Here is a 22,585-nt window from a genome sequence, read left to right as displayed (position 1 = left end):
TTCTGCGCTTTCGTCTTCCTAGTTCATACTATCTACCACAACTTCCCTACTAATGCCATCCCTATTATAAATAATTACCTTATCCATAGATTCATGAACCTGAATTATGTTTGATGGTTGAGATAAATAACCAGCTCCAAAATAATATTCCTGTTTTTCTACATTTCCATTTTTAAAATAGATTTTGGCATTAACTTCTCCCGGCGCCAATTCTATAATCGGAAATTTTATTTTTTGCTTAAAACGTTTTACTTTATTGGAGTTTACAGACGCAACCCACAACATAGTAGAATCATTTAAGGGCACACTTACCAAAGCCCGAGCATCTTTCTCTACTTTAAAACCAGTTTCTGTATGTGGCATTGAATTAAAGTTACCATGATTATCTCCTTTTAAAATTACACCTTTTCCAGCGTCGTACCAACCAGAAATTACCTCTGTTGGATAATAGTTACCCACTCCTATGATGTCATCAAATCCATCATAATCAAAATCTCCAGACCCCAGTCCAAACAGAGGTGAAAACTGAGATTTTTGAGGTAAGGCAGTAACAGTAAAAGAACCATCACCTAAATTTTCAATATAACTGGAACTAAGGTAGTTTACTTCTAGAATTCGCATGTTAGTGGTGTCCAATGATTTAAGTAAATCACCCATTTCAGCTTCGGCATACTGATCATAACTTGGGAAAATCCTGTTGATCGCCACCAACTGTTTTGCTAATTCTCCTCTAGGAGCCCAAGGCACCTCTTTACCTTTTAAATATCTAGTTATAATTGGATCTATACTAGAATTCAAGTCAAAGTCCTTTGCATAAACCCGCATAGGCTCTTCTTCACTTACCTTAAAGGCTGTATTCTCACCATGATTACCAGCAATATAATCTATATCCCCATCGTGATCAAAATCCTTACCGATTAAACTATTCCAAAACCCGCTGAAGTTTTCAAGTCCGCTATTAACCACCTTGGTTAAAATGCCTTTGTTGTTTTGAAATATGGTTATAGGCATCCACTCTCCTGCAACAATTAAATCCAAATCGTCATCATTGTCATAATCTGTCCATAGCGCAGAGCTCACCAAACCTATATTTTGTAAGGTTTCTGCCTTACGATTGGTAACGTCAATAAATTTTCCATTTTCGTTTTCTAAAAGATAGCTATTAGGAATATTGGGAAAATTACCCGGAACAATCATACCTCCTATAAACAAATCTAAATCTCCATCTGAGTCATAATCTGCAGCAACCACACACGAACCACTAGCTTTTATTTCCGGAAGCGCTTCTGGATTATGTTTAAAAGTACCGTTGCCATCATTAAAATAAAGTCGATCTTGATAATTACCTTTTTCAAAATATTTAACAGAGCTACCTCCACTAACAACATAAAGATCTAAATCATTATCTCCATCAGCATCAAAAAATAGCGAACCCAAGTCTTCATACTTTTCAGAGTCCTGTAGATTAATAGAATCGAAAGTTCCATTTTTATTTTGAAGGAAAATTTTACCTGGATAATTTCTAGCCCCTCCTATATAGACATCCTTTTTACTATCGCCATTTACATCTCCTGTGGCGATTCCATATCCATTAAAATCATTTAAATGCAGTAATAAGGGTTCTCCTCTAAAGTCACTATTATCATTTTCCCGATGAGAATATGCTAAAATTTTATCATCATGTATTTCTGTAAATGGATAGTTATTTGAGGCTAAACCGATACTATTTTTTTGTTTTCTTATTTTTCCAGAATCATATTGAACAGTATACGAAGTATCTACCTTAAGATTAGTTAAAACCTCTTGTGTTCCATCTAGCCAATCAACTTTAAGAGAATCTATTATGTTTAGTTTACCTAAACCAAGATGAATGTCCGAATTAGATGAAGACATATAACCCTTAACTGGATTATATTCGTAATACTGTTTATCGCCTGTAGATAAATATGCCGTAAGTTTAGTTCCTATACCATTTAAATTACCTTGAGCTCCCTTTAATTTAATATCTACAAAGTGGTTCTCCTTATTTTTATCAGAGTTGTTTTTATAAAGAAAAGCAGGAGCATTTATATTATTAACAACTAAGTCTAAATCGCCATCATTATCAAAATCTGCATAAACTGCTCCGTTAGACAAAGAGGGTTGATCCATACCCCAAGATTTAGTTGCGTCCTCAAATTTTAAATTTCCGTCGTTGGAAAAAATATAGTTAGGTAGAAAAATACTGTCTAAGACTTTTAATCGCTCTACAATTTTATTTTCTGACAGCTTACCTGTTCCTTTCTTAAAAATGTCTGCTTGATTTGAATACTCTGTAAAATCATGGTTGGTAATATCTCTTCTAAATCCATTGCTAATAAATACGTCTTTTTGACCATCATTATCGAAATCCGCAATTAACGGAGACCAGCTCCAATCTGTTTGATACAAACCCGCATATCTACCAATCTCACTAAAGACCGGTTTCCCATTTTCATCTTTACCCCGATTTAGTTGCAACGTATTACGTATAAACTGCGGAGAGAACCCCTCTCGTAAGGTTTGTTTAAAATGCTCATGGTTCATATTAGCGGTCATGGTTTTTTGCCTCTTATTAATTTCAGGAAGCATATCCATTACCAAAATATCTGGTAAAGCATCATTATTAATATCTGATACATCTACCCCCATTCCATTTCTTGACGTATGCTGAACATATTCCGACAACCTATTCGTAAACGTTCCGTCTTGGTTATTTATATAGAGTAAATCATTGGTCACAAAATCATTGGCCACGTAAATATCTGGCCAGCCATCTTGATTGATATCCGTTATAGCAAGACCTAGACCATACCCTTCAATTAAAACACCCGCTTTTTTTGAGACATTTTCAAAAACAGGGTGGCCGTTTTTACCATTACCTGTATTCTCATATAATCTATCCGTACTAGGACCTGAGCCATCCTTTTTAGTGTAAAGCTTCTCAATTTCTTTTGGCCCTTCATTAGCATGTGTCATCACATACAAATCCAAATCTCCATCACGGTCAAAATCAAAAAAAGCCGCTTGTGTAGAATGACCTGAATCAGCAACACCATAACTTTCTGCGCTCTCCGTAAACTTGAAGTCGCCATTATTAATGAAAAGTTTATTCTTTCTATCCTTCTTATTAGCAAATCCACCAACAGAAACATAAATATCCATTAAACCGTCTTGGTTAATATCAACAACAGAAACCCCGTTTGCCCAATACTCACCTTCTATACCTGATTCATTAGTTCTATCTTCAAAAGCAAAATCGCCATTATTCCCATATAATTTTGAGGAAACCTTATTTCCTGCAAAAAAAACATCGTTTAACCCATCATTATCAAAATCACCAACTCCTACCCCTCCTCCAATATAGATATATGGAAAACTGAAGTAGTGTAATTCATTTGTTTCATCTATAGTATTGGCAAAATCTATACCTGAATTACTAGCGGAAATCAGTTCCATTTTTTTTTCCTGTTTACTACAAGAACTAAGAAAAATAAGGGCTGAGATAAAAATTAATTTTTTCAATCTATTGAGGTTCTAGAATTCAATTTAAACAAAAAGGAACCATCTTACAATGGTTCCTTTGAAAAAATAAAGTAAGTTACTTTAGTACCCTGGATTTTGTTTGAAAACCGGGTTAGCATCAATTTCGTTTTGAGGAATTGCAATATACTCCCTACTATGGTCTGTATGAGCTTGTACCCGCACTCTCCGATTTTAATTCAGGCTTATTTACAATGTATTCTTCAACTTTACCCCATCTAAGAATATCAAAATATCTTGTACGTTCCAAAGAAAGTTCTTTAACCCTTTCATCTTCGATATCTTGCATAGTTAAACTAGTTAAAGGAGGCATATCTACTCTTGCTCTAACTTCATTTATTGCATCTAACGCCGTTGCAGTAGAACCATTGAGCATAAACTCCGCTTCTGCGAACATCAATAAAACGTCTGCATAACGTAGCAATCTTAGGTTATTACCAGACTGGTGCCATCCGTTGTCTTGAGATCCGGTTTTGTCGTCAAAAGCAATATCTAACCATTTGTTTCCCCATACCAAATCTGTATCTGGAAATACTTCTTTATAACTCTTATCTCCATAAGTTTGAGATACTAATGTATCACCTTGGTAAATAGTAAACTCATCAGTATTAAAAAACAAGGTTGTAAAAGCTCTTGGATCTATTTGATCGCTTACAGTTCTCTCATCTAAAAATAAATCTAAAACCCAGTCATTAATACGCATCCCGTCTTGGCCTGTAAAACCTCTAGGCGCTATGTCTGGATGAAAAGCGGCACCTTTTCCTTTTCCTGGATCATCTCCACCCCAACCGGTATTTCCGTCATTAACCAATTGAACCTCAAATAAAGATTCCTTGTTGTTTTCCGAAGCCTCTGTAAAATTATCCGCATAATTCTCCATAAGCTCATAGCTACCATCCATTATCTTGGCAAATTCAGCTTTGGCTTCTGCATATTTCTTTTGATACAAATAAACTTTCCCCAAAACCCCAGTAGCTGCTCCAGAAGTAACTCTTCCTTCCATTGCGGCAGGCCATGATTCAGGTGCTAATTTCTGTGCTTCAATTAGATCTTTTTCTATTTGAGCCCATACATCAGCAGGATCCGCTTGTGGAACCGCCTTTGGGTTTTCTAAGTTTCCTATTGGCTCTGTTATAAGTGGCACATTCAACCATCCATTTACAAGATTGAAGTAGTTATAGGCTCGTATAAAATGAGCTTCTCCTAAGATATTCTTCTTAGTAGTTTCATCCATTTCTATTTCTGGAACATTTGCTAATACTTCATTTGCTCTGGTAACGCCTTGATACATGGCACTCCATACCCAAAAAGCACCATTACTTTGCGGAATTCCATTAAATGAACCAGCTGCTGTACGTTCTGATGTCGCAAAAGCATTTACTACGTCATCTCTATAATCCGAAAGGAAAATTTCAAAACGTGTATAGTACCAAATGTGAGTAAACGGACTATATGCTCCTATGATTCCCTTGTTTGCATCTTCCTCTGATTTCCAAAAAGATTGAGGGGTTACTGCGTTAGGGTTTTCTTGTTCTAGTATGTCTTTTCGACAGCTATATGACGTCACTAGTAACACTACGAGTGCTGCTAATAGACTTTTTGATATAATATTATTTTTCATGTCTTTTTTGTTAGAGTTAGAAAGAGATTTGTACACCCAATTGAATAGTTCTAGCTGTTGGGTAAGCACTTTCATCTACACCTGAGCTAAATATTCTTCTGGAAGACCTTGTATTTCTACCCACTTCAGGATAATAACCTGTGTAATCTGTAAGCGTGAACAAATTGGTTGCCGAACCATATATTCTAAGCTTGGTCATCATCATTTTCTCAGATATATCAGATGGGATAGTGTATCCTAATTGCATGTTCTTCAACCTGAAATAAGCTCCATTTTCTAAATAAAAATCTGATGGCCTTCTATTAAAACCAGGTCTGACTGTGTACTTCTTGGAATATTTGTATTTGTATTTGTTGGCGTCCAAGCTCTTAAAGCATCAGTAAGATAAGGTCCTTCCGTATCAAAATAACCTCTGTATTTATTTCCGTTCAGTATTTTATTACCGGAAACACCGTTAAAGAAAAGGCTCATATCAAAATTTTTGTACGATGCAGAAATATTTAAACCATACTCAAAATTAGGTGCTGGATTACCTAAAAATGCTTGGTCATTCTCATCTACAATGCCATCAGGGCCCGAACCATCAGGACCACCTATATCTCTAAACTTTAAATCTCCCGCTTGTGGGTTATTATTGTCATTTGCGGCTAAAGCCTCAGCATCTGTTTGATAAATTCCATCAACTATATATCCAAAAAATGAAGAAACGGGCTGACCAACATCTGTTTTAGTTCCTCTTAATCCATTTGAAGTAAACTGTCCTTCTATAATAGGTGTTGCATCTCCCAAAGCAGTAACTTCATTGTTCAGCGTTGTAAAGTTTCCACTAATGCTAAAGGAAAAGTCTTCACTTAAACTATCAGAATAATTAGCTAAAAATTCAAAACCTTCATTTTCTATACTTGCCGTATTAAAAGGCACTCTGTTTCCAAAACCAGTATATAATGGTAATCCTAATTCAACAAGAACATCTTCTGATTTCTTTTGAAAATAGTCCATTGTTATACTTAACTTTTGGTTTAACATTCTAAAGTCCAAACCTATATCAGTTGTTTTACTGGTTTCCCATGTAATCTGATCATTAATACCTTTTGTAATTGAATACCCAGTAGCTCTTTCTTGGCTTTCTCCTATTGGATACTCACTATTAAGATTTAATTCTGGACTTAATGAGTAGATAGGTACATTGTCAGAACCTACTTCTCCATAACTGGCTCTAATCTTTATATCTGTTACAGCAGTTACCTTCTCCATGAAACTCTCATTTCCTAAATTCCAACCTATTGCAAATGATGGAAAAGTACCCCATCTTAAATCTTCTTTAAATAATGACGATCCATCTCTACGAATTGTAGCTGTAAATAGGTATCTACTATCATAAGCATAGCTCAACCTTCCAAAATAACTTTGAATAGTTTTGGTCAAATCTAGAGAAGGAAAATTAACCTTATCCTCTGCAGCAGAAGCTACTCGAACGTCATTAGAAGGAAATTTTCTAGCCAAAGCTCCAAGAGATCTTGTGTTTGACACTTGATCAGTATAACCAGCAACAAAATTTACATTATGCTTGTTGAATTCCTTACTATATGTTAAAGTATGTTCAATCAATGTTGAAAGAAAGTTGGTATTGGTTTCCGCCAATTCTGCAAATTGATTGTTACCAAATGTTGCTGTATTAAAAACATAGGTTGGAGTAAATCTATAATTATTGGTCGCAGAGTAATCCAATCCTAAATTTAATTTGTAAGTAAGGCCATCAATAATTTCAAAAGACCCAGCTATATTACCAAGTATACTATTTTTTGTAACCGTTCTATCTTCAACAGTAGCCAAACCTAGAGAATTCCCTACGTTTCCAACACCGTAAAAAGCACCTACTGCAACATCTGCAGGCTGATCGGTAGCACTGAAGTTACCTTCGTCATCATAAATTCTAATGGTAGGAACTAAATCTCTCTCTTTATTAAAATACGGATTAGGATTATCAATAGAACGTGTTAAACCAACAGTATTTTCTAATTTAAATCTTCCCTTTGTAAGAGTGGCATTAATTCTAGCAGTGGTTCTCTTATAATCTGATTGTTTAACTATACCTTCTTGATCATAATGATTCAAAGACAAGCTGTATGTACTGTTTTCTGTACCTCCGTAAATTCTTGCGTTTGCATTCATAACCCCAGCAGTACGAAGTGATTCTTTTTGAATATCACTATCAATATTAGGGTTAAACTGATCGTCATTAGCAGGAAACCTTGCATTTCCGTCATTGTCTCTAGCTGCATTTACAATAGTAGCATAATCTCTTGCATTTGCCCAGTCAATGTTTTTAACTGAAGACTGAAGACCGTAACTATAATCTAAATCTACCTTTATACCTCCACGAGTACCTTTTTTGGTCGTTACAATGATAACACCATTTGCTGCTCTTGAACCGTAAATTGCACTAGCCGAAGCATCCTTTAAAACAGAGATAGTTTCTATATCTCCTGGTTCAAAGAAGTCATATCTCCTGTAAGCATTCCATCAATTACATATAAAGGACCTGCATCAGATAATGTGCTTGAACCACGTATGGTCACAAGCGCGTTAGCTCCAGAGAACCACCATTAGATTCAACTCTAACACCAGCCGTACGACCTTGTATAGCCTGAGCAGCGTCATTATAAGTAAACTTATTTATTTCTTCACTATCAACAGTACTTACAGCTCCAGTCAAATCCGACTTTTTCTGAGAACCGTACCCTATAACTACAACTTCCTCTAGTTGACTTGCATCTTCTGCCAAAGTAGCATTAACAACAGATTGTCCATTAACAGCTACTTCTTGTTTAGTAAATCCTATATAACTGAATACCAAAATGGCACCACCATCAGCCGAAATAGAATAATTACCGTCAAAATCTGTTTGAGTACCACTAGTGGTACCTTTTACAAGTACATTGGCACCTGCCAAAGGTATACCTGAATCATCTGAAACCGTACCACTTACGGTTACTTCCTGGCGTGACCAAAAGCTATTGCTAAAAGCCACAACAATCCCGACAGATATCTGTAGGGTTGCCATTTCTTAATTTTAAAGTTAGTTCCTTTCATAAGATCTCTAGTTTAATTGAGTAGTTAACATTTGTTTAAGTTTTTCAAAAGTGATGTTTATTTAACCATTCTTTAACAACATATGATCAGATGAGTGCAACAAATGGTTCTGTCCCAATAAACAAGTGTATTTACTACACAAAAAGTAGTTTAAAACCAACTATAGCCGCAAAAATGTAAATAACCACAATATTTAAAAATGTTAATTATAAACGTACTAATTACCCAAAAAAGATAGAATCACTGTAATTGCCCTTATAAAAGTTGTATTTATATTAACTAAAGCTACTGAAGGATTAATTCGTATTTCCTACGATTCTTATCTCTCTTTTAGAGTAGATTGTTTTATCTTGGGCTTTCTTAAAAAAGAAAAAAATGTTTGATATAGATAATAAGATTGCTGTTATAACGGGAGCTAGTGGCGCTTTGGCAAGTAGTGTTGCTAAAAGTTTAGCAAAATCAGGGACTAAATTGGCTCTGTTAACACGAAAAAAGACATCGGTTCAGTCGCTTTTAGATGAAATTAAAACCGTGGGCGGGCACGCTAATGCTTATGAGGCGGATATACTAAGCGAGGAGTCTCTAGAAAAAGCTAAAAACCAAATTTTATCCGATTTTGGTAGAATAGATATTCTTTTAAATATTGCTGGCGGGAACCTTCCAGGAGCAACGGTAGCGCCTTACCAGACCATTTTTGATATTAAGATTGCGGACTTTAACAAGGTAACGGAGCTTAATCTTAACGGGACGCTTATCCCCTCTTTGGTTTTCGGTAAAGTAATGTCTGAACAAAAAGAAGGTGTAATTATTAACTATTCTTCTATGGCGGCAGATAGGGTAATTACAAGAGTAGCTGGCTATTCTGCTTCCAAGGCGGCAATGGAGAACTTCACTAAGTGGATGGCAGTAGAAATGGCTACCAAATTTGGAAGTGGTATTCGTGTAAATGCTATTGCCCCCGGTTTCTTTATCGGAAAACAGAACAAAGCATTACTTACAAATGAGGATGGCTCGTTTACACAGCGTGGAGAAACTATTATAAAAAGTACACCAATGGGTCGTTTTGGCGAAGTTGGAGAACTAAACGGTGCAATTCAATTTTTATGTAGTGATGCGTCTAAGTTTATAACGGGTATCGTTTTACCTGTAGATGGTGGGTTTAGTGCTTTTAGCGGAGTGTAATTCATCAAACTAACTTTATAAAACATATATCAACTAATTAAGAAGTACCGAATATGGAACAAACATGGAGATGGTATGGGCCCAACGACCCTGTTAGCCTACAAGATATTAAACAGGCGGGTGCCACAGGTATTGTAACCGCATTGCATCACATACCCAATGGAGAAGTTTGGTCGGTTTCAGAAATAGAGGAACGCAAAAATCTTTTAGAACAAAATGGTTTAGTATGGTCCGTAGTAGAATCGTTACCTATTCATGAAAGTATTAAGACACAGCAAGATGGTTTTGAAGAACTTATAGAAAACTACAAACAGAGCTTAAAAAACCTAGCTCAATGTAATATTAATGTAGTCTGCTATAATTTTATGCCGGTACTTGATTGGACACGTACAAGCTTAGATTACGAAGTAGAAGATGGTTCAAAAGCACTTTTATTCAACGCAACAGCTCTAGCTGCTTTTGATTTGTTTATCCTTAAAAGACCCGATGCTGAAAAAAGCTTTACAGAAGCTCAAATAGTAGCCGCCAAAACATATTACAACAAAATGTCTGAAGATGACATTTATAAACTGGTAAAAACCATTATAGCTGGTTTACCATAGGCTCTTCAGAGAATTACCAAATACCTAAGACCGGTTTTGACCTTAGTCCGTTTCAAGCCACCTTAGACACCTACAAAGGCATGGATGAGGATGACATGCGCAACAACCTCGTTTATTTTCTAAATTCAATAATGTCTACTGCTGAAGAAAATGGCATGTTAATGTGTATTCACCCTGATGACCCACCTTTTTCTATTTTAGGATTACCACGTATCATGCGAAATGAAGCTGATTATGCATATATTTTTGATAAAGTAAAGTCCATTAACAATGGCATTACTTTCTGTACGGGATCTTTGGGCGCTAGAGCAGATAATGATTTACCCAAAATGTTCAAACGATTTGCTGACCGTGTTCACTTTTTACATTTACGAAGTACTAAACGGGATGAAAATGGAAACTTCTATGAAGCAAATCATCTAGAGGGAGATGTTCCTATGTACGAACTTGTAAAATTGATTCTCGCCGAAGAACAAAGAAGAAAAACGGAAGGTAGAAGAGATGCATTGATTCCGATGAGACCTGACCACGGCCACCAGATGTTAGATGATCTTCATAAAAAAACCAATCCTGGTTACTCAGGTATAGGTCGCTTACGCGGATTGGCCGAATTACGTGGATTAGAATTAGGAATTCGAAAAGCTTTTTTTGAATAACACGAAGCTCTTAGTTTTTTAATTAAAACTAAAGTTTCCTTCACATAATATTCTGGTCAACAAATTCTTGTTGGCCAGAATATCTTTATTGACCAGTTGAGAAACCGACATTAACGAACTACTATTTTTTTTAATGACTAATAGATTATTTGGTTCTTAAGTTGGCAGGATCTATTGCTTATAAAATTAAACCAAGTATATCAATAGCTCTAATTTCCTATACCTTAGACATAAAACGAATAAAAATGTAGTTCATCAAGAAATTAGCCTCACTTGAAACATAATTGTTTTACTTGTGTTATCTGCTAAAATCCTTGACATGAAAATTCCCAGGTTCCAAATACTCAAATGGTAAATCTTCTTACCAAAACTGAGCGAGCTGTTTTTTATAGAAAAACGTATGCTCATTTAGCTGGAGCGGTCTTACTTTTTATTCTTGTCGAAACCTTATTTTTTCAAATTCCGCCAATATTAAATTTTGCCTTATCGCTAACCGAGGGGTATAGTTGGTTAATTATGTTGGGCGGTTTTTTGTTTATTACAAATTATGCCGAACGTATTGCCCTAAAGAGTAAAAGCAATAACAAGCATTATTTAGCTCTTTTAATTTACGTAATTGCAGAAGCATTCATTTTTATTCCGTTAATATTCATAGCCCTTAAATATACAGAAAATGGTTCCCTAGATATTCTTAATCAAGCAGCTATAATGACTCTATCTTTATTCACAGGACTTTCTGCCATTGTTTTGATAACTAGAAAAGACTTTTCGTTTTTAAAGTCAATATTGGCCGTGGGTTTTGCAATTGCGCTTGGACTTATTGTAGCCGGGGTATTATTCGGGTTTAACTTGGGTCTTTTATTTAGTGCTGCCATGGTTATTTTGGCTTCTGGATCAATTCTATACCAAACTTCTAATTTGGTTCACAGATACAAATCACACCAATATGTAGCAGCTTCTTTAGGGCTTTTTGCCAGCCTTATGCTGTTATTCTGGTACATTCTTAATCTTCATACAACAGATTAATTTTTAGTGTTTACATTTTTAATGTGAAAAGCCCTGATATAATTATCAGGGCTTTTTTTATCTTACCACCTCATCAACTTACAAAATGAATTATGAAAATTAAAACGGTATTGCTCCTCGTGTTTTTATTAGGATTTAGTTCTTTATCTGCTCAAAATAATGATATCGAAACTATAGAAAATATACTTCACACCCAAGAAACGGCATGGTCCAATCACGATATAGATGGTTTTATGCAGGGCTACTGGGAATCTGATGAGCTAACTTATTATAGTGGTGGAAAGGTTACCAAAGGTTGGCAAACGACTCTGGACAATTACAAAAAAGGATATCCTACTAAAGCGGACACTGGAAAGTTGCGCTTTAAAATAGACCAGATTACTAAAATTAATGAAGCGTCCTATTATGTTATGGGACAGTACTTTTTGACGCGAGAGGTGGGTGATGCCAATGGTACTTTCATGATTATATTTAAGAAGATAAATGGCGAATGGAAAATTGTAGCAGATTCTTCTTGCTAATTGTTATTCGTCTAAACGAATTTAAAAATCTAATTCTTGTTCTCTTCTACTTCAGTTTCAATTACTTCTATTGTTTCAACTTTGGCAGTAGGGTAATACTTGATGCGCCTTGTGGTGTATGAGTTATTTGGAGTTATAATTTCTTTTACCCAGTTATTGGCCGGCGTACCATCAAACTGATAAATATATTCCTGAGTTAAATCTCCAAAACGTTTTTTAGTCTTAGTAGTTGCTAAAACTCCAGTCTCATCATATAGATAGCGCTCTTCTTTTTGTGGTATCCACTTTTTTGTAGAGCTATCATACATTAACTCTTTATGTAAAGTTAGCTTGTTATTGATATCAAATACCTCAACAGTTTTTGCAGTAAGGTTTCCTTCGATATAATTTTCAGAAATTACTTTTTTAAACTTTTGTCTATTTTCTATTACCTGAGATGTTGTAGTCAATTTAGACAATAGCGTATTTAGAGTTTTGCGAACTATAGTAACACTGTCGTTATTGATATACTCAAAATCACTCTCATCTATGCCACTGGTATTAGTACGGACAAGCTTAATTAATTTTTCGTCCTCTCCATAAGTGTAAATGTTCTTCTCTAAAAGTTCTTTTTCGTAAGAAACTATATTTTCAGTTATAATTTTAGCTGCCGTTGTATCTATTTCATAAAAATTAGCAATAGATGTGGCACGGTCAAAACTACCGTCCATATAATTTTCTATTCTACGCTCTTTTAAGAATCCATTTAGGTATTTATAGTTTGTAGTCTCGTAATCGGTATCATTATAACGAGTAACGGATTTCGTTAAAAACCCTTCTGGGTTAAAGTAATATTCTTCCTTACCGTAGTCGGTAATTACAAAACACGACTCCACTTTTCCCTTCAAGTTAAAATCGGATACTTTAAAAATCTCGATGTCTTGAGAAAACACCATTGAAGACATTCCCCATACTAAACATACAAACAAGAATTTTTTTATCATACTGCAAAACTACTTGATATTCTGTGAACTGGAAACAAAAGGCGTACCAAATCTATAAAACGAAAAGACCCGCTCAGTTAAATAACTGAGCGGGCCCTATATTCGTTGCGTTAAACGCTTATACTTACTTTACCTCTTCGAAGTCTACATCTTCTACGTTATCGCCTTCTTTTGGCTCTTCAGCAGAAGCAGCATCTCCTTCCGGAGCTGCACCGTTTTGTTGTCCTTCGGCTTGTGCCTTATACATTTCCTCAGAAGCAACTTTCCAAGCTTCATTGATTTTATCCAAAGCTGGTGTAATAACCGCTAAGTCTTTAGACTCATATGCTGCTTTTAATTCGCCTAGAGCATCTTCGATTGGTTTTTTCTTATCATCAGATAATTTTTCACCAAATTCTTTCAGTTGCTTTTCTGTTTGGAAAATCATTCCATCAGCTTCGTTCAACTTATCAGCAGTTTCCTTCGCTTTTTTATCAGATTCAGCATTAGCTTCAGCTTCAGCTTTCATTTTCTTGATATCCTCTTCTGTCAATCCTGAAGAAGCTTCAATTCTAATATCTTGCGTTTTGTTCGTTGCTTTATCCGTTGCAGAAACTTTGATAATTCCGTTCGCATCAATATCAAAAGTAACTTCAATTTGAGGTGTACCTCTCTGTGCTGGTGGAATACCATCTAAATGGAAACGACCTATAGTCTTGTTGTCTGATGCCATTGGGCGCTCACCTTGCAATACATGAATCTCAACCGATGGCTGATTATCTGCTGCTGTAGAGAACACTTGAGATTTCTTAGTAGGAATCGTAGTGTTGGCTTCAATCAACTTAGTCATTACACTACCCATAGTCTCAATACCTAGAGATAAAGGAGTAACGTCTAATAACAATACATCTTTAACATCTCCTGTAAGAACACCACCTTGAATTGCCGCACCAATTGCAACAACCTCATCTGGGTTAACACCTTTTGAAGGTTTCTTACCAAAGAATTTCTCAACAGCATCAACAACCGCAGGTATTCTTGTTGAACCACCTACTAGGATAATTTCATCAATATCACTTTTAGAAAGACCTGCTGCTTTAAGTGCAGTCTCACATGGAGCGATAGTTCTTTTTACCAAGTCACCGATTAATTGCTCAAATTTAGCTCTTGTAAGTGTACGTACTAAATGCTTAGGTCCTGAAGCGGTAGCAGTAACGTAAGGCAAGTTGATTTCCGTTTGTGCAGAAGAAGACAATTCAATTTTTGCTTTCTCAGCAGCTTCACGCAAACGCTGTAATGCCATGGCATCCTTACGTAAGTCAATGCTTTCGTCTTTATTAAACTCCTCAGCTAACCAATCAATAATCTCTTGATCAACATCATCACCACCTAAGTGTGTATCACCATCAGTAGACAATACTTCAAAAACACCGTCACCCAATTCTAGTATAGATACATCATGTGTACCACCACCAAAATCAAAAACAACTATTTTCTGATCAGTATCTTTCTTATCCATACCGTAAGCCAAAGAAGCTGCGGTAGGCTCATTTATAATTCTCTCTACAGTAAGACCAGCTATCTCACCTGCTTCTTTAGTTGCTTGACGCTGAGCATCATTAAAATAAGCAGGAACAGTAATTACCGCACGGGTAACATCTTGTCCTAAGTAGTCTTCTGCAGTTTTCTTCATTTTCTGAAGAATCATTGCAGAAAGTTCTTGTGGTGTATATAAACGACCATCAATATCAACACGTGGTGTGTCGTTATCTCCTTTTACAACTTTATAAGGAACTCTCTCGGCTTCTTTACTAGACTCCGAAAATTTGTTACCCATAAAACGTTTTATAGAATATATGGTGTTGTGAGGGTTAGTTACCGCCTGTCTTTTTGCAGGATCTCCAACTTTTATCTCTCCACCTTCTACAAATGCAATTACAGATGGTGTAGTTCTCTTACCTTCTGCATTAGGAATCACTACCGGTTCGTTACCTTCCATAACGGAAACACAGGAGTTGGTAGTACCTAAGTCAATACCTATAATTTTACTCATGTTATATGTTTTAAATATTAGTGTTCATTTTTAGAATCGATTACTAATTGTCAAACAATATGCCAACTGATAACAACCTGACATGATGTCATTTCTATATTTGCGGACAGCTAAGAACACGCCATAAATAGGCTTTTCTTGAACAAAAAGCGACAGTATGATACCTATTATCCTAAAACTGAAGTCATCTTACTTCTCTTCTTTCTGTAAATATCTGTTCATAAGGCTCTAATTTATTAGTTTCTATATACCCTAATTTTTGGCTTTGCCTAATGCGGGCTTTATCTATCTTTATACCGTAAACGAGTTTATAATTTATGGAGTCTATTAGTATTTTTGACATGCTTAAGATTGGCGTTGGCCCTTCTAGTTCTCATACCTTAGGCCCTTGGCGGGCAGCAGAACGATGGATTTCTGAACTGAAATCTGCACAAATGTTTGATGAAGTCGTTAATATACGAGTGCATGTATATGGTTCTTTGGCCTTAACAGGTAAAGGCCATGCCACAGATTACGCCATTATGTTGGGCCTCTCTGGAACTGATCCCGTAGAAATACCTATTAAAGACATACATGCTATTGTTGCGGATATTCAAGAAACCCAGATCCTTAATTTTGGTAATTCAAAATCTATTTCCTTTGACCCAAAGACAGATATCTTATTCCACAGGAAGTTTTTAGAATTTCATGCCAACGGACTTCAGTTTGAAGCTACTTTAAAATCCGGCAAGACCAAAAAGAACACCTACTACTCTATTGGTGGCGGATTCGTCGTAGTCAAGGAAAGAAAAAATGCTAAGCGCAACATAGCTACATTTAATAGTTTTCCTTTCCCCATTCAAAAAGGTACGGAGCTACTCGCCTACTGCCAGAGTGAAAACAAAAGTATATCAGAGATTGTTCTTGAAAATGAACGCTCATTACGGAGTGATGCCGAAATAAACGAAAAACTAGACCACGTATGGAAGACCATGCTAGAATGCATGTATATTGGTTGTCATACAGAGGGTAAACTTCCCGGAGGCTTAAATGTTACCCGTAGAGCTTATGATATCAACAAAAACCTTTTGTACGGCTCACATGTTTATGATTCACCAGAGGCTTGGCTATCTACAATACGAAACACGGAGGTTAAATTCCGCCAGATTTTAAAATGGGTGAGCTGTTTTGCCTTAGCCGTTAATGAGGTGAACGCTTCTTTAGGCCGTGTGGTAACCGCTCCTACTAACGGAAGTGCTGGGGTCATACCAGCCGTACTCATGTATTATATGGTGATAGAAAACCATGAAGCCGATTTTGAACACATTAAAAATTTTCTTTTCGTTGCCGGAGAAATAGGAAGCATCTTTAAAAAAGGAGCTACCATCTCTGCAGCCATGGGTGGTTGCCAAGCGGAAATTGGAGTCTCTAGCGCCATGGCAGCAGGTGCACTTACCGAGTTGTTGGGCGGCACACCAGAACAAGTACTTATGGCTGCTGAAATTGCAATGGAACATCATCTAGGACTTACCTGTGATCCTATAGGAGGACTTGTACAAATACCTTGTATAGAACGTAACAGTATGGGAGCCATTAAAGCTATTAATGCTGCAGAGCTGGCATTAGGCTCCGACCCTAAAGATGCCAAGGTTCCTTTAGATAAAGTAGTTGAAACCATGTGGGCCACGGCAAAAGATATGAGCTCTAAATATAAAGAAACTTCAGAAGGAGGCCTCGCCATTGGAATTAATATGAGTGATTGTTAAGATTATCCACTTCAATTTAAAGGCAGGTTTAACTTTGACTCTTTGCACAATTCTTATTGTATTTTGATTTTTAAAGACCCAGCCAATTTCTGGCGTATTTTCTTTATTGCCACGTTAAATAACTAAATGATTAATTTAAATTTTATAGTCCAATACAACAATGTTTGTAGTCTATAAATTCGAATGTTTATATTGCACTTCACAAGAAACCTTGTTTTCACCAAAAACTAAAAACGAGCCATGACTAAGATTGAACACATTGAAAATGAAATCCGAGATTTAAGAACTCAACTTCAAAATCACCCCCTTTATCAAAACTTAAATAGTATAGATGATATTAGAACTTTTACAGAGAACCATATCTATGCTGTTTGGGACTTTATGTCTCTCCTAAAATCTCTTCAACTTTCGTTAACCAACATTAGTATCCCCTGGACTCCCTGTAAAAATCCTATTCTTGCAAGATTCATTAATGAAATTGTACATGGCGAGGAAAGTGATATAAATGAACTAGGGGAACCTAAAAGTCATTTTGAGATATATCTGCAAGCAATGGTACAATTAGGCGCTGATACCTCAAAAATAAATAAGTTCATACTTCTTTTAAAAGAAGGCAAAACAGTTGAATCTGCCTTAGCCGCCATTGATCTTCCAAAGAAAGTGGCCGATTTTGTTCTATTTTCTTTCGATATTATAGCTACTGGAAAGCCTCATCTAGTGGCCTCTGCATTCACCTTTGGCCGTGAAGATGTTATTCCCGATATGTTTATGGAAGTTCTAAAAAGTGCTGATGCAGATAACAAGCAGTACAACAAACTCGTTTACTATCTAGAAAGACATATTGAGCTGGATGGTGATGAACATGGACCATTATCTCTTGAAATGGTAGCTGAACTTTGCGGAAATGATGAACAAAAATGGCAAGAAACTTTAAATGTTGCTCGGCAGGCATTAAGTAAAAGAATTCAGCTCTGGGATGCTATTAACGAAGCTATTACCACTCCAATAATGGCAGAATAACCTGTCTAATTAGAAATAGCCATTATTACCCAACAAAAGAAATAATCTTAATTTAAAATTACTAATGCCCATTGTATTGGAAATGTTTTGCATTTTTGATTCATAATCTTCGTAAAACAATAAACCTTCTTATGGCATTTGACGCAAATTTTTTGAGTACCGCTATACAACCTCCTAAATTGAAACAAGCAGACGACGCTTTTCAATTGGACGGTTCTGAAATAATAGATTACACCCATTTTTCGTTGGCGCTCAGCAGTCAGACTAAATTCGCTATTTGGGTAGCGTGGAATATAGATGGTATGAATCTAAAACGAATACCTAGAAAAGGTTCTAGTTTTTTTGAAGATTCTAGAATACCATCGGAAAGCCAAGCCGGAAACAGATTATACAAGAGTAACCCTTTAGACCGTGGGCATCTTGCGCGAAGAGTAGATTTAAATTGGGGCGATTATGCCGAAGCAAAAAAAGCAAATTCAGATTCGTTTGTTTTCACCAACATTGCTCCGCAAATGGATAGCTTTAACCAAAGTGGAAAAGGCGGTGTTTGGGGCGAACTAGAAAACTCTCTTTACGACCAAACGGAAATGGATAGATCTCGTGTAAGTATTATAGGTGGTTGCATTTTTCATGAAGATGACCGCGAATACAGAGGCTATAAAATCCCAACGGAGTTTTACAAAACTGTTCTCTATGAAGAAAGCGGTGTACTAAAGACAAAATCGTTTATACTTTCCCAAGATTTAAGCCGATTATCTTTTCTAGATTTAGAAGCTTTTAAAACATACGAAGTAGCTCCTTCTGAAATAGAAGCCAAATGCAACTTCACTTTTGATGACGCTATTCATAAAGCCAATGAATTTGACTTGAATTCCTTTATCCAAACAGAACGGAAGCCTTTGCTAAAACCTTCTGAACTTAATTGGTAATAAACATAAAACGCCCGCTGTTTAAGACAGCGGGCGTTTTTTTAAATACTCTTGTCAGGCAACTACTCTACTCTTGGAGTAACCTCAAATTTTCTAAACATAATAGGACCGTGATCACCTTGAATCAAAAATGGACCCGCTTCTCCTTCATTGCTATCTAATGCACCTCCAGTTATACTCATAATATTTTGATTGTTAATGATAGTTTTACCATTTGCAACAATTGTCACACGACGGCCAATTAATGTAATGTCATACGTCTGCCACTCACTTGCATCATTAGCAGCCATTTCGTTTGGCGTTAAAAAACCATAGATTCCGCCAAACAATACACTAGATGGGTCAGAACCTTTATCATCTGTAATCTGAACTTCATAACGGCCTCTTAAGTATACGCCACTATTACTTATGGTGGTACTTTAAATTCTACATGCAATTTAAAATCTTTAAATTTTTCATTAGAAACCAAATTGGCCCCAGACTTTGGACTTGTTAATACTCCATCTTCAATTATCCATTGATTTTCACCCATGGCTTCCCATCCAACTAAATCCTTACCATTAAAAAGCTCTTTGGATTTTCCCCATTTTACTTTTTCCACATACTCCAATTTCGGAGCTCTTACGGCTGTCCAACTATAGGGCTGCCCATCTGTATAAATCATGGTTCCTTTAAGCTCTTCACCATCTAATAAACCTGTAAAGGTCATATCACTACCTTCTGGCTCCCATTGTCTTGGGATAACAAAGCTAAAAACATCATTTTTCAATTTAACTTCGGCAACAGGTCTAGCGCTACCAAATGCATATACAAAACGTCCTACCAAAGTGTTCGTACCAGAGTGCGAAATCTCCAACCAAGATGGCAATTGTTTGCCATCTTTTTCAATTGTTAAATCCCATCTGCCTTCTAACGGATTTGCTTCTTGAGCGTTTACAACCGCTACGGCCGACAGCAACATACCTGCCATAGCCGAAAATAATTTTAATCTCATTTTCATATTCTTAAGTTTTTCGAAGTCATAAATATAGGGAATACCAAACATTTACTTTGGTATTTATTTATCCAATCATGATACTATGAACCTAGTCTGGTTTTTATTTTCTGTCCTTGTTTGTTAAGCATTTAATGATACCTCTATTATCCAAAACATTTTCTTCATAGATTAAGAACCTTGTGGACAAAAGCTGCAAAAAAAATGTACTTACATTCTTTGGAACGGCCCTTTCTTAGACTTTTTGTGCCAAAAGAATCAGGCTAATAAGAAAAAAGGCCATTAGAATAGAATTTTCTTCCGTTTCAATTATATCAAACCTCTTTAATATAACGTTTAGAACGAGCGTGTTAAAAAGGTCTGAGGGGTTACAATCTATAAGAAGCCAACGTGTCACCTTTAAACCCAACATTTTCCTTACATTTATCACATCAAAATAAAACCACTATGTCAACGGCAAAGAAAGAATATAAAAGAGTAACAGTTAAGTCTCTAGTAGACATGAAAAAACACGGCGAAAAAATATCTATGCTTACCGCATATGATTATTCTATGGCCAAGATTGTAGATTCTGCAAATGTTGATGTTATTCTTGTGGGTGATTCTGCCAGTAATGTTATGGCAGGTCATGAGACCACTTTACCTATTACGCTAGATCAGATGATTTACCACGCTGCCTCAGTTATTCGTGCTGTAGAAAGAGCATTGGTAGTTGTTGATTTGCCTTTTGGTAGTTACCAGAGTGATTCTAAGGAAGCGCTTCGTTCTGCAATTCGTATTATGAAAGAAAGTGGTGGCCATGCTGTAAAACTTGAAGGAGGAGAAGAAATAAAAGAGTCGGTTAAAAAGATTCTAAAAGCAGGTATTCCTGTAATGGGTCATTTGGGACTTACCCCGCAATCCATATATAAATTTGGGACCTATACTGTTCGGGCCAAAGAGGAAGAAGAAGCTGAAAAACTAATTGAAGATGCCAAACTTCTTGAAAGATTAGGTTGTTTTGCTATTGTATTGGAGAAAATACCAGCTGCTTTGACCAAAAAAGTTTCTGAAAGTATTTCTATACCTACCATTGGTATTGGGGGAGGTAAGCATGCGGACGGGCAAGTACTTGTTATTCACGATTTATTGGGAATGACACATGAGTTCAATCCAAGGTTTTTACGCCGTTACATGAACCTATACGAAGAAATGGGCAATGCTATTTCTCAATATGTTACCGATGTAAAAAGCAAGGATTTCCCGAACGACGAGGAGCAGTATTAATTGTATTTTTCTAAACTCTAATCCTTTGTTCTAGTGGCCGATAAAGTTATTTCCGACCCAAAAAATCTATTGGTATTGTTTGAAGACAATCACCTAATCGCTATAAATAAGCGACCCGGTGATATTGTTCAAGGCGATAAGACTGGTGATATGCCCTTAAGCGAGGTCGTTAAACTTTACATTAAAGAGAAATTCAATAAGCCGGGCAATGTCTACTTAGGTGTTGCCCATAGGCTAGACCGCCCTACTTCTGGTATTGTTGTTTTTGCTAAAACCTCTAAAGCCTTGCCGCGTCTGAATAAACTTTTCGCAGAAAAAGAAGCGAAAAAGACCTATTGGGCCATTGTCAAGAACCTACCGAAAAAGAACGAGGATACACTTACACACTGGCTGAAACGAAACAACAAACAGAATAAATCGTACGCTCATATTAAAGAAGTCCCGGAAAGTAAGAAAGCCATTTTGGATTATAAGGTGATTAAAAAATTGGACCGGTACTACCTTCTTGAAATTAACTTGCACACGGGACGCCATCATCAAATTAGAGCGCAATTAGCAGCTATTGGCTGCCCCATTAAAGGAGATCTTAAATATGGTTTTGACCGTAGTAATCCTAATGCCAGTATACACTTGCATGCGCGCAGACTCTCCTTTATTCACCCTGTCCGCAAAGAACCTATAGAAATCGTGGCCAAACCACCAGAAGACCCAGTTTGGAACGCTTGTTGTTAAAAACAGTATATTTAACTGTATAAACACTAGACCATGATTAAGAGAACACTATTCATTTGCAGTCTTGTACTGCTAGCATCTTGTAGTACCTATAATTCAATTGACACCTTTTACAACGCCCACAAAGAAGACAATCATGTAACAGCGGTACGTGTACCCCGTTTTATGCTTTCCCTCATTGGCAATGTTTCTCCGGAGATGAAATCGTTAGTAGGCAATACTAAAGATTTACGCTATATGTCCTTCCCTAGCACCACCGCAGAAAAATCTGAATTTTTAAACAAGCAGATGAACGGTATCACTGGTAACTCTTTTATTGAAGTATACCGAAAGAACGACGAGCTAAAAAGGAATATAGTGAGTATCCGAGAAAAACGTGATGCCGTAAAGGAAATATTGATTTACAACAATAATAACCAAAACGGTTCTTTCCTATATTTTAATGGTGATTTTGACCCTGTAAAAGTGCGTCAGATGGCGCAAAATGAAGAATTTCAGAAATTAGGTGATGGTCTTATTAACCAATATCAAGGAGGAAGTTTTACTTCTGGGATTAATCAGGGAGATGAGGAGGAAGAAAAATAATTAGCCTTTATTTTCTTCCAATAGCTAATTCAAGTAT

The 22,585-nt window shown here is 36.3% G+C and carries 18 protein-coding genes and 1 pseudogene; 10 read left to right on the top strand and 9 right to left on the bottom strand.

Annotation, left to right across the window (positions count from 1 at the left end):
* Positions 1-18: 18 nt before the first annotated feature.
* From Q5W13_RS17700 to Q5W13_RS17680, 5 genes are all read right to left on the bottom strand, one after another.
* Positions 19-3,477 (bottom strand): VCBS repeat-containing protein, encoded by a 3,459-nt coding sequence (locus tag Q5W13_RS17700; protein ID WP_304443899.1) that lies wholly within the window; start codon positions 3,475-3,477, stop codon positions 19-21.
* Between the two features lie 220 nt (positions 3,478-3,697).
* Positions 3,698-5,182 (bottom strand): RagB/SusD family nutrient uptake outer membrane protein, encoded by a 1,485-nt coding sequence (locus tag Q5W13_RS17695; RefSeq protein ID WP_304443898.1) that lies wholly within the window; start codon positions 5,180-5,182, stop codon positions 3,698-3,700.
* Positions 5,183-5,198: 16 nt separating this feature from the next.
* Positions 5,199-5,429 carry a hypothetical protein gene (locus Q5W13_RS17690; RefSeq protein WP_368662303.1) on the bottom strand — a complete coding sequence of 77 codons (231 nt, stop codon included), beginning with the start codon at positions 5,427-5,429 and terminating at the stop codon, positions 5,199-5,201.
* 29 nt (positions 5,430-5,458) lie between these two features.
* Positions 5,459-7,654 carry a SusC/RagA family TonB-linked outer membrane protein gene (locus Q5W13_RS17685; protein ID WP_304446540.1) on the bottom strand — a complete coding sequence of 732 codons (2,196 nt, stop codon included), beginning with the start codon at positions 7,652-7,654 and terminating at the stop codon, positions 5,459-5,461.
* Between the two features lie 103 nt (positions 7,655-7,757).
* Positions 7,758-8,246 carry a carboxypeptidase-like regulatory domain-containing protein gene (locus Q5W13_RS17680; protein ID WP_304443896.1) on the bottom strand — a complete coding sequence of 163 codons (489 nt, stop codon included), beginning with the start codon at positions 8,244-8,246 and terminating at the stop codon, positions 7,758-7,760.
* Positions 8,247-8,650: 404 nt separating this feature from the next.
* Between Q5W13_RS17680 and Q5W13_RS17675 the strand changes: the two genes are divergently transcribed.
* The 4 genes and pseudogenes from Q5W13_RS17675 (at position 8,651) to Q5W13_RS17660 (ending at position 12,262) form a co-directional block, all read left to right on the top strand.
* On the top strand, positions 8,651-9,457 hold the full coding sequence (locus tag Q5W13_RS17675; RefSeq protein ID WP_304443895.1) for an SDR family oxidoreductase: 807 nt from the start codon (positions 8,651-8,653) through the stop codon (positions 9,455-9,457).
* Positions 9,458-9,510: 53 nt separating this feature from the next.
* Positions 9,511-10,715, top strand: a pseudogene (uxuA, locus tag Q5W13_RS17670) (mannonate dehydratase).
* A 348-nt stretch (positions 10,716-11,063) separates the two neighbouring features.
* Positions 11,064-11,741, top strand: coding sequence for a Bax inhibitor-1/YccA family protein (locus Q5W13_RS17665; protein ID WP_304443894.1), 678 nt, complete (start codon positions 11,064-11,066; stop codon positions 11,739-11,741).
* A 92-nt stretch (positions 11,742-11,833) separates the two neighbouring features.
* Positions 11,834-12,262, top strand: a complete 429-nt coding sequence (locus Q5W13_RS17660; RefSeq protein ID WP_304443893.1) for a YybH family protein — start codon at positions 11,834-11,836, stop codon at positions 12,260-12,262.
* Positions 12,263-12,291: 29 nt separating this feature from the next.
* Here the strand turns inward: Q5W13_RS17660 and Q5W13_RS17655 are convergent, their stop codons facing one another.
* Complete coding sequence (locus Q5W13_RS17655) at positions 12,292-13,245, bottom strand: hypothetical protein (RefSeq protein WP_304443892.1); 954 nt, start codon at positions 13,243-13,245, stop codon at positions 12,292-12,294.
* A 124-nt stretch (positions 13,246-13,369) separates the two neighbouring features.
* Positions 13,370-15,277 carry a molecular chaperone DnaK gene (gene dnaK / locus Q5W13_RS17650; protein WP_155595943.1) on the bottom strand — a complete coding sequence of 636 codons (1,908 nt, stop codon included), beginning with the start codon at positions 15,275-15,277 and terminating at the stop codon, positions 13,370-13,372.
* A 317-nt stretch (positions 15,278-15,594) separates the two neighbouring features.
* On the opposite strand from dnaK, the gene Q5W13_RS17645 reads away from it, so the two are divergent.
* From Q5W13_RS17645 to Q5W13_RS17635, 3 genes are all read left to right on the top strand, one after another.
* Positions 15,595-17,022: an L-serine ammonia-lyase gene (locus Q5W13_RS17645; protein WP_304443891.1), complete on the top strand. Its 1,428-nt coding sequence runs from the start codon at positions 15,595-15,597 to the stop codon at positions 17,020-17,022.
* Between the two features lie 240 nt (positions 17,023-17,262).
* The gene (locus tag Q5W13_RS17640; protein WP_304443890.1) at positions 17,263-18,042 is read left to right on the top strand and encodes a DUF3050 domain-containing protein; all 780 of its coding nucleotides are present in this window, start codon (positions 17,263-17,265) and stop codon (positions 18,040-18,042) included.
* Positions 18,043-18,173: 131 nt separating this feature from the next.
* Positions 18,174-18,971, top strand: a complete 798-nt coding sequence (locus Q5W13_RS17635; protein WP_304443889.1) for a DNA/RNA non-specific endonuclease — start codon at positions 18,174-18,176, stop codon at positions 18,969-18,971.
* A 62-nt stretch (positions 18,972-19,033) separates the two neighbouring features.
* Here Q5W13_RS17635 and Q5W13_RS17630 read toward each other — a convergent pair whose 3' ends face one another.
* Positions 19,034-19,336 (bottom strand): 3-keto-disaccharide hydrolase, encoded by a 303-nt coding sequence (locus Q5W13_RS17630; protein ID WP_304446539.1) that lies wholly within the window; start codon positions 19,334-19,336, stop codon positions 19,034-19,036.
* Positions 19,337-19,377: 41 nt separating this feature from the next.
* Positions 19,378-19,965 carry a 3-keto-disaccharide hydrolase gene (locus tag Q5W13_RS17625; protein WP_304443888.1) on the bottom strand — a complete coding sequence of 196 codons (588 nt, stop codon included), beginning with the start codon at positions 19,963-19,965 and terminating at the stop codon, positions 19,378-19,380.
* 447 nt (positions 19,966-20,412) lie between these two features.
* Here Q5W13_RS17625 and panB point away from each other — a divergent pair, with 447 nt between their 5' ends.
* From panB to Q5W13_RS17610, 3 genes are read left to right on the top strand one after another with little or no spacing between them, the layout of a single operon-like run.
* Positions 20,413-21,231 (top strand): 3-methyl-2-oxobutanoate hydroxymethyltransferase, encoded by an 819-nt coding sequence (gene panB / locus Q5W13_RS17620; RefSeq protein ID WP_155595938.1) that lies wholly within the window; start codon positions 20,413-20,415, stop codon positions 21,229-21,231.
* A gap of 33 nt (positions 21,232-21,264) precedes the next feature.
* Complete coding sequence (locus Q5W13_RS17615) at positions 21,265-21,963, top strand: RluA family pseudouridine synthase (RefSeq protein WP_194535415.1); 699 nt, start codon at positions 21,265-21,267, stop codon at positions 21,961-21,963.
* A gap of 33 nt (positions 21,964-21,996) precedes the next feature.
* The gene (locus Q5W13_RS17610) at positions 21,997-22,548 is read left to right on the top strand and encodes a DUF4252 domain-containing protein (RefSeq protein WP_304443887.1); all 552 of its coding nucleotides are present in this window, start codon (positions 21,997-21,999) and stop codon (positions 22,546-22,548) included.
* The last annotated feature ends 37 nt before the right edge of the window (positions 22,549-22,585 follow it).

It is taken from the genome of Zobellia laminariae (assembly GCF_030553095.1).
Taxonomy (GTDB): Bacteria; Bacteroidota; Bacteroidia; order Flavobacteriales; family Flavobacteriaceae; genus Zobellia; species Zobellia laminariae.
This window is presented reverse-complemented; position numbering and strand designations above follow the sequence as displayed.